This window comes from Staphylococcus sp. HMSC061G12 (assembly GCF_001838465.1).
Taxonomy (GTDB): Bacteria; Bacillota; Bacilli; order Staphylococcales; family Staphylococcaceae; genus Staphylococcus; species Staphylococcus simulans.
This window is the reverse complement of the sequence record NZ_KV837157.1, coordinates 103,944-118,146: the sequence shown is the minus strand read 5'-3', so window position 1 is coordinate 118,146 and position 14,203 is coordinate 103,944. Positions and strand designations below refer to the sequence as shown.

18 protein-coding genes are annotated in these 14,203 nt (G+C 34.9%); 12 read left to right on the top strand and 6 right to left on the bottom strand.

From position 1 onward, the window contains the following. The first annotated feature begins 98 nt into the window (after window positions 1-98). From HMPREF2937_RS11555 to sufB, 8 genes are all read left to right on the top strand, one after another. Window positions 99-1,124 (top strand): methionine ABC transporter ATP-binding protein, encoded by a 1,026-nt coding sequence (locus tag HMPREF2937_RS11555; protein WP_070626477.1) that lies wholly within the window; start codon window positions 99-101, stop codon window positions 1,122-1,124. After that, on the top strand, window positions 1,117-1,812 hold the full coding sequence (locus HMPREF2937_RS11550; RefSeq protein WP_002481594.1) for a methionine ABC transporter permease: 696 nt from the start codon (window positions 1,117-1,119) through the stop codon (window positions 1,810-1,812). Before HMPREF2937_RS11555 ends, HMPREF2937_RS11550 begins: the two co-directional genes overlap by 8 nt. Before the next feature lie 24 nt (window positions 1,813-1,836). Then, window positions 1,837-2,664, top strand: coding sequence for a MetQ/NlpA family ABC transporter substrate-binding protein (locus tag HMPREF2937_RS11545; protein ID WP_070864631.1), 828 nt, complete (start codon window positions 1,837-1,839; stop codon window positions 2,662-2,664). 359 nt (window positions 2,665-3,023) lie between these two features. Then, window positions 3,024-3,782, top strand: a complete 759-nt coding sequence (sufC, locus tag HMPREF2937_RS11540; protein WP_002481612.1) for a Fe-S cluster assembly ATPase SufC — start codon at window positions 3,024-3,026, stop codon at window positions 3,780-3,782. A 65-nt stretch (window positions 3,783-3,847) separates the two neighbouring features. After that, entirely contained in the window at window positions 3,848-5,155 is a 1,308-nt protein-coding gene (gene sufD / locus HMPREF2937_RS11535) for a Fe-S cluster assembly protein SufD (RefSeq protein ID WP_057510817.1), read from the top strand. A gap of 189 nt (window positions 5,156-5,344) precedes the next feature. Continuing rightward, window positions 5,345-6,595, top strand: a complete 1,251-nt coding sequence (locus HMPREF2937_RS11530) for a cysteine desulfurase (protein WP_023015333.1) — start codon at window positions 5,345-5,347, stop codon at window positions 6,593-6,595. After that, complete coding sequence (sufU, locus tag HMPREF2937_RS11525; protein ID WP_023015332.1) at window positions 6,585-7,055, top strand: Fe-S cluster assembly sulfur transfer protein SufU; 471 nt, start codon at window positions 6,585-6,587, stop codon at window positions 7,053-7,055. The genes HMPREF2937_RS11530 and sufU overlap by 11 nt, the downstream gene beginning before the upstream one ends. 198 nt (window positions 7,056-7,253) lie before the next feature. Further along, on the top strand, window positions 7,254-8,651 hold the full coding sequence (sufB, locus tag HMPREF2937_RS11520) for a Fe-S cluster assembly protein SufB (protein WP_002481616.1): 1,398 nt from the start codon (window positions 7,254-7,256) through the stop codon (window positions 8,649-8,651). A 67-nt stretch (window positions 8,652-8,718) separates the two neighbouring features. Here the strand turns inward: sufB and HMPREF2937_RS11515 are convergent, their stop codons facing one another. From HMPREF2937_RS11515 to HMPREF2937_RS11495, 5 genes are all read right to left on the bottom strand, one after another. Continuing rightward, complete coding sequence (locus tag HMPREF2937_RS11515; RefSeq protein WP_070864630.1) at window positions 8,719-9,768, bottom strand: site-specific integrase; 1,050 nt, start codon at window positions 9,766-9,768, stop codon at window positions 8,719-8,721. An 89-nt stretch (window positions 9,769-9,857) separates the two neighbouring features. Next, window positions 9,858-10,091, bottom strand: a complete 234-nt coding sequence (locus HMPREF2937_RS11510) for a hypothetical protein (RefSeq protein ID WP_070864629.1) — start codon at window positions 10,089-10,091, stop codon at window positions 9,858-9,860. Between the two features lie 298 nt (window positions 10,092-10,389). Further along, complete coding sequence (locus tag HMPREF2937_RS11505) at window positions 10,390-10,572, bottom strand: hypothetical protein (RefSeq protein WP_070864628.1); 183 nt, start codon at window positions 10,570-10,572, stop codon at window positions 10,390-10,392. 72 nt (window positions 10,573-10,644) lie between these two features. Next, window positions 10,645-11,316: an ImmA/IrrE family metallo-endopeptidase gene (locus HMPREF2937_RS11500; protein WP_070864627.1), complete on the bottom strand. Its 672-nt coding sequence runs from the start codon at window positions 11,314-11,316 to the stop codon at window positions 10,645-10,647. 12 nt (window positions 11,317-11,328) lie between these two features. Beyond that, the gene (locus tag HMPREF2937_RS11495; RefSeq protein ID WP_070864626.1) at window positions 11,329-11,667 is read right to left on the bottom strand and encodes a helix-turn-helix domain-containing protein; all 339 of its coding nucleotides are present in this window, start codon (window positions 11,665-11,667) and stop codon (window positions 11,329-11,331) included. Window positions 11,668-11,917: 250 nt separating this feature from the next. Here HMPREF2937_RS11495 and HMPREF2937_RS11490 point away from each other — a divergent pair, with 250 nt between their 5' ends. From HMPREF2937_RS11490 to HMPREF2937_RS11480, 3 genes are read left to right on the top strand one after another with little or no spacing between them, the layout of a single operon-like run. Next, window positions 11,918-12,112 carry a helix-turn-helix domain-containing protein gene (locus HMPREF2937_RS11490; RefSeq protein ID WP_053018059.1) on the top strand — a complete coding sequence of 65 codons (195 nt, stop codon included), beginning with the start codon at window positions 11,918-11,920 and terminating at the stop codon, window positions 12,110-12,112. After that, window positions 12,112-12,894 carry an antA/AntB antirepressor family protein gene (locus HMPREF2937_RS11485; RefSeq protein WP_070864625.1) on the top strand — a complete coding sequence of 261 codons (783 nt, stop codon included), beginning with the start codon at window positions 12,112-12,114 and terminating at the stop codon, window positions 12,892-12,894. The genes HMPREF2937_RS11490 and HMPREF2937_RS11485 overlap by 1 nt, the downstream gene beginning before the upstream one ends. Before the next feature lie 38 nt (window positions 12,895-12,932). Then, window positions 12,933-13,133, top strand: a complete 201-nt coding sequence (locus HMPREF2937_RS11480; RefSeq protein WP_070864624.1) for a hypothetical protein — start codon at window positions 12,933-12,935, stop codon at window positions 13,131-13,133. On the opposite strand, the gene HMPREF2937_RS11475 is transcribed toward HMPREF2937_RS11480, so the two are convergent. Beyond that, window positions 13,117-13,371 carry a hypothetical protein gene (locus HMPREF2937_RS11475; RefSeq protein ID WP_070864623.1) on the bottom strand — a complete coding sequence of 85 codons (255 nt, stop codon included), beginning with the start codon at window positions 13,369-13,371 and terminating at the stop codon, window positions 13,117-13,119. The genes HMPREF2937_RS11480 and HMPREF2937_RS11475 overlap by 17 nt on opposite strands. 58 nt (window positions 13,372-13,429) lie before the next feature. Here HMPREF2937_RS11475 and HMPREF2937_RS11470 point away from each other — a divergent pair, with 58 nt between their 5' ends. Then, window positions 13,430-14,194, top strand: coding sequence for a phage antirepressor KilAC domain-containing protein (locus tag HMPREF2937_RS11470; RefSeq protein WP_070864622.1), 765 nt, complete (start codon window positions 13,430-13,432; stop codon window positions 14,192-14,194). Window positions 14,195-14,203: the final 9 nt, after the last annotated feature.

Here is a 14,203-nt window from a genome sequence, read left to right as displayed (position 1 = left end):
AGAAATTTCAAATTGCTTTCTCTTTAATGCTCATAGCAGCGATAAGGGAAAGCTTTTTTAATTTGTAGGTAGGTATTGCAAGGAAAGGGGAGAATGTAGTGATTCAACTGAAGCAAATCGTCAAAAGATATAAGACGAAACACCAAGAAGTACTGGCAGTTGATCATGTCGATTTAGATGTGTCGGAAGGTACCATTTACGGTGTCATCGGGTTTTCAGGTGCCGGTAAAAGTACACTTGTCAGAATTTTAAATTATTTAGAAGAACCAACATCAGGTCAAGTCATAATAGATGGAGATGAATTAGGACAACTCAGCAAAGCGCAACTAAGGAAAAAGCGTCAAAAGGTAAGTATGATATTCCAACACTTCAACTTATTATGGTCTAGAACAGTGTTAGATAATATTAAGTTTCCGTTGGAAATTGCTGGCGTGGATAAAGCGGCAGCGGAAAAAAGAGCGAAAGAATTAGTTGAGCTTGTAGGACTCAAAGGACGAGAAAAAGCATATCCGTCAGAGTTATCTGGTGGTCAAAAACAAAGGGTTGGTATCGCACGTGCCTTAGCCAACGATCCAAAAGTATTACTTTGTGATGAAGCTACAAGTGCTTTAGATCCTCAAACAACAGATGAAATTTTAGAACTCTTATTAAAAATCAGAAAAGAAGAAGATTTAACAATCGTGATTATTACACATGAAATGAATGTGATTCGCCAAATCTGCGACGAAGTTGCGGTAATGGAAAATGGTAAGGTCATCGAACGCGGTGAAGTTAAAGAAGTGTTTGAAAACCCTAAACATCAAGTGACGAAACGTTTCGTTAAAGAAGGCTTGAATGACCAATTTGATGAATCAATTCAGGAACTGATTCCAGAGTCGACAAACGGTTATATTGTACGTTTGAACTTCGTAGGTGAAGAGACGACAGAACCGATTGTGTCATATATCACTCAAAAATATAATCTGAATGTGAACATACTAGAAGCGAATATCCGCCATTCGAAAAGCGGACCAATCGGTTTTCTAATTGTACATATTGCAGACTTGAAAACTGAATTTTTCGATGATTTTAAAAACGAATTAGAGAATCGTAATGTAGGTGTGGAGGTGGTTCGTAATGGATAAATCGTTCAGTGATATATTACGTGAAATGGTCACAATGCCGAATGTTCAATGGGACCAAGTTTGGCTGGCTACATACGAAACACTCTATATGACAGCCATTTCTACAATTTTTGCGTTCGTGATCGGTTTAATTCTAGGCGTACTATTATTCCTAACAGCTAAGAGTAAATCACCGACAGCAAAAGTGTTTTATCAAATCGTGTCATTTATTGTGAACTTATTCAGAGCAATTCCATTCATCATTTTAATCTTGCTGTTGATTCCGTTCACAAGTTTATTACTTGGCACAATCAGTGGTCCGACAGGAGCACTTCCAGCATTAGTTATTGGTGCGGCTCCATTCTATGCACGTTTAGTGGAAATCGCATTTAAAGAAATTGATAAAGGCGTTATTGAAGCAGCGCGTTCTATGGGAGCAAACACATGGACGATTATTCGCAAAGTGTTAATTCCAGAATCACGTCCTGCCTTGATTTCAGGTATTACAGTTACTGCAATCGCATTAGTCGGTTCTACTGCAGTTGCCGGTGTTATCGGTGCAGGCGGTTTAGGTAACTTAGCATATTTAACTGGTTTTACTCGAAACCAAAATGATGTCATTTTAGTTTCAACAATCTTTATTTTAGTGTTTGTGTTCATCATTCAATTTGTGGGTGACTGGGCTACAAATAAAATTGATAAACGTTAATTCTATTTTGAAAGGATCAATCCAATGAAAAAAATTATTAGTATTTTAGCGGTTTTAGTATTAACTGTAGTTTTAGCAGCATGTGGCAGTAAGGATAAATCAGCAGGAGGCGAAGATTCTAAAACAATCACAGTTGGTGCTTCACCAGCACCTCACGCTGAACTTTTAGAACAAGCTAAACCTATCTTGAAAAAAGAAGGCTATGACTTGAAAATCAAAACGATCAACGACTATACAACACCTAACAAATTAGTAAACAGCGGTGAATTGGATGCGAACTTCTTCCAACACACACCTTATTTAAACACTGAGAAAAAAGATAAAGGGTACAAATTAGTATCTGTTGGTAACGTTCACTTAGAACCAATGGCTGTATACTCTAAAAAATATAAAAGCTTAAAAGAATTGCCAAAAGGTGCAACAGTTTATGTTTCTAACAACCCAGCTGAAGAAGGACGTTTCTTGAAATTCTTCGTTGACGAAGGTTTAATCAAATTGAAAAAAGGCGTTAAAATCCAAGATGCACACTTTAGTGATATCGTAGAAAACAAAAAAGATATCAAATTCAACAACAAACAATCAGCTGAATATTTACCAAAAATCTATCAAAACGAAGATGTTGATGCAGCAATTATCAACTCTAACTTCGCTATTGAACAAAAATTAAGCCCTAAAAAAGACTCAATCGCTCTTGAAAAACCTGATAATAACCCATACGCAAACTTAGTAGCGGTTAAAGAAGGTCACGAAAAAGATAAAAAAATCAAAGCTTTAATCAAAGCATTACAATCTCAAGATATTAAAGATTACATCAACAAAAAATATGATGGTGCTGTGATCCCAGCCAAATAAGAAATTATTAATCATTCTCAAGTATAGATGCTTGGGAGTGATTTTTTGCGTCTATTAATAGTATAGGAAGCAAGGATACCCTATCATAATATGTGACAAAGATATGGGTAATGATAATAGAAGGACAGAAAATGAGAATCAGTAGCTTTGAAATTCGTGCAACATTTCACATTGAAACGCTTTAACGAAACTCATTACAATTTAAGAATTCTTTTTATTTAGGTACTTAAAAGGTTTATTCTGGGGTTTAATTGCGTTATAATTTATAAATGTACCAATGTAGTGCAGTTTTGACTACAGATTAAAATTATTATAAACTAGTAATTGAAATACTATTTATGTTTACGGAGGGACTTTTAATGCCATCAACATTGGAGATTAAAGACTTACACGTGTCTATTGAGGATAAAGAAATTTTAAAAGGTGTTAACTTAACAATTAACACGGGAGAAATTCATGCAGTTATGGGACCTAACGGTACTGGTAAATCTACTTTATCAGCAGCAATCATGGGTCACCCAGCTTTCACAGTAACTAAAGGTGAAGTATTACTTGACGGTGTTAACGTTTTAGAATTAGACGTTGACGAACGTGCAAAAGCAGGTTTATTCCTAGCAATGCAATATCCATCAGAAATTACTGGTGTTACAAACGCAGACTTCATGCGTTCAGCAATTAATGCGAAACGTGAAGAAGGTAAAGAAATCAACTTAATGCAATTCATTAAGAAATTAGATAAAGAAATGGAATTCCTAGATATGGATCCAGACATGGCGCAACGTTACCTTAACGAAGGTTTCTCAGGCGGCGAGAAAAAACGTAACGAAATTTTACAATTAATGATGTTACAACCTAAATTCGCTATCCTAGACGAAATTGACTCAGGTTTAGATATCGATGCGTTAAAAGTTGTGTCTAAAGGTATCAACGAAATGCGTGGAGATGACTTCGGTTCATTAATCATTACGCACTATCAACGTTTATTAAACTACATTACACCTGATTTCGTACACGTTATGTACAACGGTAAAATCGTTAAAACTGGTGGTCCAGAATTAGCACATCGTTTAGAAAATGAAGGTTATGAATGGGTTAAAGAAGAATTCAGCGAAGCGTAAATCATTTACGTAAAGAAGAAACAACCGATTAAATGTTATAAGTATCGTTAGGAGGATATTAAGTTATGACGACTGAAACTTTGAACATTTCTGAAGCAGAACTTGTTGAGTATTCACAAGCCCAAAATGAACCTTCTTGGATGACAGAATTACGTAAAGAAGCGTTGAAACTAACTGAAACTTTAGAAATGCCAAAACCAGATAAAACTAAAATCACAAAATGGGATTTCGACTCATTTAAACAATTCGAAACAAAAGCTGAAACTTATCAAGATATCAGTGAAATTCCAGATTCAATTGAAAAAATCATTGATGTTGAAAAAACTGAAAACTTAGTGATTCAACACAATAATACACTTGCTTATACACGCGTTTCAGAAGAAGCGAAAAAAGACGGTGTAATTATTGAAGGCTTAGCAGATGCTTTAGTGAATCATGGAGATTTAGTTCAAAAATATTTGATGAAAGATGCGGTTAACGTAGATGAACACCGTTTAACAGCGTTGCATACTGCATTAATCAATGGCGGCTTATTCGTATATGTACCGAAAAATGTAGTCGTTGAACATCCAATTCAATATGTAGTTTTACATGATGATGAAAATGCAAGCTTCTTCAATCACGTTATTATTGTGACTGAACAAAGTGCAGAAGTGACTTATGTTGAAAACTACTTGTCAGATGCGAGCGGCGAAGGCAATCAAGTGAACATTGTTTCTGAAGTGATTGCTGGCGCGAACTCTAAAATCACTTATGGTGCAGTAGACTATTTAGATAAAGGTTTCACTAGCCATATTATTCGTCGTGGTATTACTGAAGCGGATGCATCAATTAACTGGGCACTTGGATTAATGAACAAAGGTAACCAAATTATTGATAACACAACTAATTTAATTGGGGACCGTTCTACAAGTGTATTAAAATCAGTAGCAGTAGGTACTGGAGATCAAAAATCAAACGTAACATCTAAAATCGTTCAATACGGTAAAGAAACAGATGGTTACATTCTTAAACACGGTGTAGTTGAAGAAGCAGCGACTATTATCTTTAATGGTATCGGTTATATCAAACACGGTGGTTCAAAATCAGTTGCGAACCAAGAATCACGTGTGTTAATGCTTTCTGAAAAAGCACGCGGAGATGCGAACCCAATTCTATTAATCGATGAAGATGACGTAGAAGCAGGTCACGCAGCTTCAGTTGGTCGTGTTGATGACGAACAACTTTACTATTTAATGAGTCGTGGTATTTCTCAACAAGAAGCTGAACGTTTAATTATTCATGGTTTCTTAGATCCAGTAGTAAGAGAACTGCCAATCGAAGATGTAAAACGTCAATTACGTGACGTTATTGAATTAAGAGTATCAAAATAAAAAGTATAAGCTAGGCAGGAGAGATTAAAAACAGGAGGAAGTCAGCTGATGATATGTGCATCACTGCGTTGTATTCCTCCTTCTCTTTACGCTTTTGAATAACCTGTTCGCAGTCAATTATTATTCATTAAATCCTGTCAGCTTGTAAGTTATTTTGTACGACAAGTGATTATTAATGAAGAAAGGTCTGTGGATATAGTGGCCGAAACAACACTAAATGTTAATGAAGTTATTGAAGATTTTCCAATCTTGAAACAACAAGTCAATGGCAAACGCTTAGCTTATTTAGATACAACAGCGACAAGTCAAACACCACTTCAAGTAATCGAAGCGATTGACGATTATTATAAACGTTACAATTCTAATGTGCATCGTGGTGTACACACACTCGGCTCATTAGCAACAGATGGTTATGAAGGTGCACGCGAAACAGTAAGACGTTTCATTAATGCACGTTACTTTGAAGAAATTATTTTCACAAGAGGTACAACAGCTTCTATTAACTTAGTCGCACGTAGTTATGGAGATGCGAATGTTTCAGAAGGCGATGAAATTGTCGTAACTGAAATGGAACATCATGCTAACATCGTACCTTGGCAAGAATTAGCACGCCGTAAAGGTGCAACTTTAAAATTCATCCCGATGACAGAAACAGGTGAATTAAACATCGAAGATGTGAAAGCCACAATTAATGACAACACTAAAATTGTAGCGATTGCACATGTATCTAACGTTTTAGGTACAATCAACGATGTGAAAGAAATTGCGAAAGTTGCGCATGAACATGGTGCAATTATCAGTGTGGACGGTGCACAAGCAGCACCACACATGAAAATTGATGTGCAAGATTTAGATGTAGACTTTTACAGTTTCAGCGGACACAAAATGCTTGGTCCTACAGGTATTGGTGTCTTATATGGTAAACGCGGTCTGCTTAAAGATATGGAACCTATCGAATACGGCGGTGACATGATTGACTTCGTAGGTAAATATGAAGCAACTTGGACAGACTTGCCAACAAAATTCGAAGCAGGTACACCTTTAATTGCACAAGCTATTGGCTTAGCTGAAGCAATTAAATACCTTGAAAACATTGGTTTTGATGCGATTCATCAACATGAAAAAGAGTTGACTGAATATGCATACGAACAAATGGATGCGATTGAAGACTTAGAAATCTATGGTCCGCCAAAAGACAGACGTGCTGGTGTAATTACTTTCAACTTGAAAGACATTCATCCACATGACGTTGCGACGGCTTTAGACACAGAAGGTGTTGCTGTACGTGCAGGACATCACTGTGCACAACCATTAATGAAATGGTTGAATCAATCTTCAACAGCAAGAGCAAGTTTCTATATCTATAATACAAAAGAAGACATTGATCAATTAATTTACGCTTTAAACCAAACGAAGGAGTTTTTCTCATATGAATTTTAATAATTTAGATCAACTATATAGATCTGTAATTATGGACCATTATAAAAATCCGAGAAACAAAGGTAAATTAGATAACGGCTCTTTAACTGTTGATATGAATAACCCAACATGCGGAGACCGAATTCACCTTACTTTCGATATTGTTGATGGCATTATTGAGGATGCTAAATTTGATGGTGAAGGTTGTTCAATTTCAATGTCTAGTGCATCTATGATGACTGAAGCAGTTAAAGGTCATTCGTTAAAAGAAGCATTAGAAATGAGTCAAGAATTTTCTAAAATGATGCTTGGCGAAGATTATGAATTAACTGAAGATATGGGAGATATTGAAGCATTACAAGGTGTTTCTCAATTCCCTGCACGTATTAAATGTGCAACACTTGCTTGGAAAGCTTTAGAAAAAGGTACTGTGGAACGTGAAGGTCAAGCAGATACTGATTCTGAAGAAAATGCAAAGTAAACACCCATAACGGGTAAAGAATAAGTAACTGGCAAGGTGGTTTCTAACTTGTCAGTTCCATGATAGACTGGTTTATACAAGTAGCAATATTCAATAGAATGTTGTGAAAGCTATAAATCATCATGAAGTTCTATCAATTGATTGAAATATTGCCACGTGTCTATGTATCGTGTTGATTATATAAAAGGAGTGATTGAAATGGCTAAAAAAGCACCTGATGTTGGGGATTACAAATATGGTTTCCACGACGATGATGTGTCCATTTTCAGATCAGAACGCGGATTAACAGAAAATATCGTAACTGAGATTTCAAAAATGAAAGAAGAACCTCAATGGATGTTAGACTTCCGTCTAAAATCTTTAGAGTTATTCTATAAAATGCCAATGCCACAATGGGGCGGCGACTTGTCAGAGTTAAACTTTGACGATATCACTTACTATGTAAAACCTTCTGAACAAGCAGAACGTTCATGGGACGAAGTACCTGAAGAAATCAAACGTACTTTCGACCGTTTAGGTATTCCTGAAGCAGAGCAAAAATATCTTGCTGGGGTTTCTGCACAATATGAATCAGAAGTTGTTTACCAAAACATGGAAGCTGAATTAGAAGAGAAAGGTGTTGTCTTCAAAGACACTGACTCTGCATTACGTGAAAACGAAGAATTATTCAAAGAATACTTCGCTTCAGTAGTTCCAGCTGCAGATAACAAATTCGCAGCATTGAACTCAGCAGTATGGTCAGGTGGTTCATTCATTTATATTCCTAAGAATATTAAATTAGATACACCACTACAAGCATACTTCCGTATTAACTCAGAAAACATGGGTCAATTCGAACGTACTTTAATCATCGCTGATGAAGGTGCTTCAGTGCACTACGTTGAAGGTTGTACAGCACCTGTGTACACTACAAACTCACTACACTCAGCTGTAGTTGAAATCATTGTACACAAAGATGCACACGTTCGTTATACTACAATTCAAAACTGGGCTAACAACGTTTATAACTTAGTTACAAAACGTACTTTAGTTCATGAGAATGGTAACATGGAATGGGTTGACGGTAACTTAGGTTCTAAGTTGACTATGAAATACCCTAACTGTGTATTAGCTGGTGAAGGTGCGAAAGGAAGTACACTTTCAATCGCATTAGCTGGTAAAGGACAAGTTCAAGATGCGGGTGCGAAAATGATTCACTTAGCACCAAACACATCTTCAACTATCGTCTCAAAATCTATCTCAAAAGATGGCGGTAAAGTTGTTTACCGTGGTATCGTTAAATTTGGACGTAAAGCTAAACGTGCACGTTCAAACATCGAATGCGATACGTTAATCTTAGATAACAAATCAACTTCAGATACGATTCCTTATAATGAAATTATGAACGATGACATTTCATTAGAACACGAAGCGAAAGTATCTAAAGTATCAGAAGAGCAACTCTTCTACTTGATGAGCCGTGGTATTTCAGAAGAAGAAGCAACTGAAATGATTGTAATGGGCTTCATCGAACCATTCACAAAAGAACTACCAATGGAATATGCCGTTGAAATGAACCGTCTAATCAAATTCGAAATGGAAGGTAGTATTGGATAGCTGTAAACCGCGTGGTTGTGTGATTCTTATAGTCGGAAAATGGCTATTGATACCATTTTGATACCATTTACTCATCAAAAATGGCTATCGCATCATGCTTTTTCTGGGTGTATAAATGGCTATAAGTGCCCATCGTTTCAGTGATTTGAGCGTGTCTCATGAGTGACTGTAAAACGAAAATATCTACACCATTATTCGCAAGGTATGATGCATAAGAATGTCTCAGCGTGTGAATATTATAATGTGGGAAAGCCTTTTGAAATTTTTTATGAACATGACTATAATGTTTAGGTGCAATACCACCAAAAATAAAATAGCTACGTTCATCAAAATATTTGTTAGCTGCTTTTTCACGTTGGTAGCGATCAGCTAACATTTGGTTAATAAATTTAGGTAAGGGGACAATATCTTCAGAGCTTTCAGTTTTAGCTCTGGGATATATAGTTCGATTAGAGATGTCCATAGTTTTGTCTATGGATATCTCTCTTTTATATTTATTAAAGTCTGTCCATACTAATGCCATTGCTTCTCCAATGCGCAACCCGGTATAAAACATCAACTTAAATAATTCTTGATAATCTTGTTCTTCCACTTCTTTTACACGCTCATCAAATTCTTCTCTTAACATATACTTTGGTTTAGGTTTAACACGTGGAATCGGTTTGATTGAGATAGTAGGATCTATACGCAAGCCGAAATATTTTTTAGCGTAGTTGATAACTACTTTGAACCCAGACCATATTGTGCGTGCGGTGTTAGTGGAAGGAATATTATCCATTAAATATTTTCGAAACTCTTGACACTGGTTCTGCGTAATTTTATTCATATTAATATGACCGAACTTATTTTTAAAGTGTCTGTTATATTCATTGATTTTACGTTTTTTAGTTTTAGGTCTTAAGTCGCTATGCTCTAAATAATGCATGAACACATAGTGGAAGGTATTCGAATCGCTATAATCCTCATTAATATCATTTAAAAACGCAGCTTCTGCATATTTAGCTTCTCTTTTAGTACTGTAACCTCGTTTCATTTTACGCTTGTTATTACCGTAAACATCTTTATATCTGATAGAAAAATACCATTTGTTTGTACTATCGTCTTTATATACTGGCATTTTTACTCATTCCTCCTCAAAAAAGGTAAAAAATAATAAGGGTACGGTGGTGTACCCTAAAGCTATTGATTTCTTAAGTGGAAATAATTTTACAATTCATCATAAACAGTATTGTGAATTTCAAGTTTCAAAACTTTATTGTCAGCGTCGATATAAAAGTCGCTATTGTAATTTATTTTGTTTACTTTTAACACTCCGCCATTATCTCTTACATACAACGCAACATCGTCGTCTTGGTCGATAATTACTAGGGTGTTCTCGTTTGTAAGAACTTCGTGTTCTCCGTCATACTTTACTTTAATAAGCCAATCGTTAAATTTCATTTTGATCATTCCTTTTTATTCTTATAAATATCTATAATGTGTTAAAATAAATATGCGGTTGAAACCGCAGAGAAAACCCCTCTATTTACAAAAAGTGAAACAACCTCTATTTACTAAAATTGATACCAGCTTCTTTTGCTCCTACGCTATATAGAAGCTGGTATTTTTAAATTGATTTTGGTATAATTAATCCAATCCCAAATTAAGTTTATAAACAACACCCATTTTTTTGGAAAGTAGACTGCAAAACCTCGGCTATTAATATCATTAGTAGTTGAGGTTTTTTGTATTACATACACTACGCTCCTTGTTTATTTTGCTCTAATTTATTAGCTATTTCTATTAACTTCTCTCTTATTTCTCTAACTGTTTGGTCGTCACTAAATACATAGCTGAAAGGTATACCTGACTCTGTCTCAGCATAAATGGTAACGAGATCCCTATAATTGTCATAAGTTAATGAATAATTTTTAATTTTCATGTTTGTTTCCCCCTTTATGTCTACTTATGCAGACGTCTTCTTTTATACCAAATCCCCCAGAGTGGAGGGGGGTTAATATCCGTATTCAGCCCTCATTATTTGGTTATACTCTTCTAATTGTTCGCCGAGCATTTCATCGAGAAATGATATATACGTTTCCATGTGCCTATGTTCAAACATAGATATGTGTTCTTCTAAACCACTATCCATATGTTCATCAAAGATGTCTAACGCTACTTTTGCAGCTTGATAACTTATTTTGAACATATCTGCTACATCACCTATATTTAATACATTACGATATTTGTATCGAATATCCAGAGGGAATAACAAACAAGAGGCAAAGGAATTTGCTTCATATTCCTCAATACGAGTGCGTTGAGCGTCATGAAAAATAGGTGTGCTCTTATAACTCATACCGTCATGTTGCATAATATAATGCCCATATTCATGAGCTAACGTAAAACGTAATCTTCTATTATAAACATTTTCATTGTAAATAATGGCAAACTTACTGCCTTTCTTAATATGAAAAGCTTCATCAGAACCACCATAGGTTAGTAATTCTTTCAATGTATAACCAGTCATGTTGCAAAATTCTTTGAAAGTAAATAATTCCACATTACTATCATTTTCAATAATTTCTTTAATGGGTAAAGGGAATTCATCTATATAGTTAGTTTCAATTACGGCGTTTACAGCACGCGCTGCTTTTAAAAATGAATTTTGATAAATAAAATGCACAATAAAATCCCCTTACTTGTCTTTAGTGTATTCATCCCAATTATCAAAGAAAGTTTCAAACATTTTTAGTGCTTTTTCTCTCTCTTCTTTAGTCATATTTTTTACACCACGATGCATAATACGAATTTCTTCGTCTTCTTGCTCGCCAGTGTATTCATCTTTTTCTCTACCTAATAAGTAGTCAACAGATACATCGAAGTAGTCGGCTACAAGTTGTACTTTATTAATTCCAGGAACTTGCTTTCTCCACTTACTTATTTGTCCGTTAGATAATCCGATTCTTCTTTCTAATTCTGCAACCGTGATCCCTTGTTGTTGACATAAAAATCTAATTTTTTGAACTATATCCATCGTTTTTCTCCTTGTTAAACCAAAATAATTATCCAAAAAGATATTTTGTGTTTGAAAATTATCCAATAAGATAATATACTATGGTTACGCTAATTGTTAAGCCAATAAAAAACACAAAGCTAGTAACGTTGGGGAACGTTGATGTAACAGTACTTTGTTATGTCTTATTTAGCTATGCTTATATATTAGCACATTGGATAATCAAATTCAATATTTATCCAATAACATTATCCAAAAGGAAGTGAAAATTATGGCAACAACAGAATTTGGTATGAAAGTAAGAATGGAATTACTTAAACGTAACATCACGAATAAACAACTTGCAGATATGTTAGGTATTTCAAGTGCTTATTTATCTGACATCTTGCGTGGACGCAGAGATGCATTTGAGCAAAAGAAACGTATTGCAAAAATTTTAGAAATTAAAGAAGAGGTGAAGAATTAATGAACGAAATTCAACAACTTTTTAATTTGAAGCGAAATGAAGATGGAACAGTCGCAGTAAGTGGACGTGAATTACACAAAGGACTAAAAATTAAAACTCCGTATCCAAAATGGATGAACAGAATGATTGCTTATGGATTTGAAGAAAACATTGATTACATTACAAACAGACAAAAAAGTCCAATTGCAAATGGTGGCTACAAGCTTACCGATGACCACATCATGACACTCGACATGGCAAAGGAAATTTCGATGATACAACGTAGTGAAATCGGAAGAAAAATCAGAGGTTACTTCATCAAAGTAGAAAGACAACATAATCAATTAGCAAGCGCTTATGGAATTACTTCATTAGAGGATATGAACCAACTCATTGAACAGTTAGTAAGTGACAAACTTGATTATTTAATTTCAACAGGACAAGTAAGCAATAAGAAATTAGATGAACTCAACAACAAATTTGAAGGCGAATATGTAACGCCACAAGATTTATTAGCAATCAAATATGCTGTTAAGGATAAAGCGGAAGAAACACTTAAATATCAAGGGTTGCAAATGACAATAGATACTATCGGTGATGTGTACGAGCAAGCGATCGCTTATAAAAAAGCAGAAGAACAAGAGAAGTTTCATATAGGCAAAGCCAAACGCAAATTACTCGTACTGACTAAAAAACACTTAGGCATGAAAGGTAACGCACCTAATAATCACATCAAACGTAAAGATGTAGATCTAGCAATTCAATTTATTAATGACGTTAGATTATCAGCGATTGAGATTTAAAGAAAAAGAATCACAAACAACTTAAAGGAGGAAATCACATGCAAGGACTTAAAAGAACAGCGTACCCACAGATTCATAGTATTAATGCAATGAATGATTCACTCAACGATGAACAAAAGCTACTAAAAAAAGATTTAAACGAAGGAATTAAAAACGCCAAACTTTCATACGTAGAAATAAAAGAAGTTCTCTACCTAATAGATAGAGAACAACATTATCTAGCTAATCATCGTCGTTAGATTGGAATTGACTAAAAAAATTCTTATTAGCTTTTTCAGAATCAGCAATGTACTTTTCATACTGTTCCTTAGTTCCGCCAAGAACATATTCAGTATTGTAATAAGCTTGTCCGTTATCCAAAATATCAATCAATTTTGTGCCAACGTGAACAAGTTCCCAACCATCTTTAAGAAAGCTATTAGCAGATTTTTCAGCTACATCATCATAAAAAGTTAAAAGATGATAATAATTTTTCATAATTTATCCACCTCCTTAGGTTGATAACAATATTATACATGAAAGGAGCATAAACATTATGCAAGCATTACAAGTAATACAAATTGAAAACAACTCGGAATTAGGAGCAGTCGTTTCTAGTCGGGTAGTAGCTAATGAATTAAAGAGAAGACATGATCATGTAAAAAGAGATTTGGAGAATATTTTATTATCCCCAAATGTGGGGACATTAATTGTTCCTAGTAACTATAAAGATTCACGTGGACGAAAACAGAAGGAATATCTCTTAACTAAAGACGGTTTCATTTTATATATGTTCAATATTCAAGGTCACAACGATTTTAAAATGGCGTACATTAATAAGTTTAATGAAATGGAACGACAAATCGCACAACCTATCGCAAGTTATATGATAGATGATCCAGTTAAGCGTGCTGAATTGTGGATTGAAGAGCAGAAAGAGAAACAACAGTTACAACTTGAAAATAATATGCAGAAGCAAAAGATTGCTGAATATGAACCTAAAGCATCTTACTTAGACACTATTTTAAACAACAAAAGTTTAGTGACAGTAGGTCAGATTGCAAAGGACTATGGTATGTCAGCTCAAGCACTAAACAAGTTGCTGCATGAATTGAAAGTACAGTACAAACAATCGGGACAATGGTTACTTTATTCAAACCTACACGATAAAGGCTATACGCATTCATCAACTACAGAAATCGAGCATAAAGACGGTAGCACATCAGTACGTATGAACACTAAATGGACGCAAAAGGGCAGACTGTTTATTTATGACTTACTTAAAGATAACAACATCCTACCCACAATCGAGCGGGATTAAAGGAGGTGG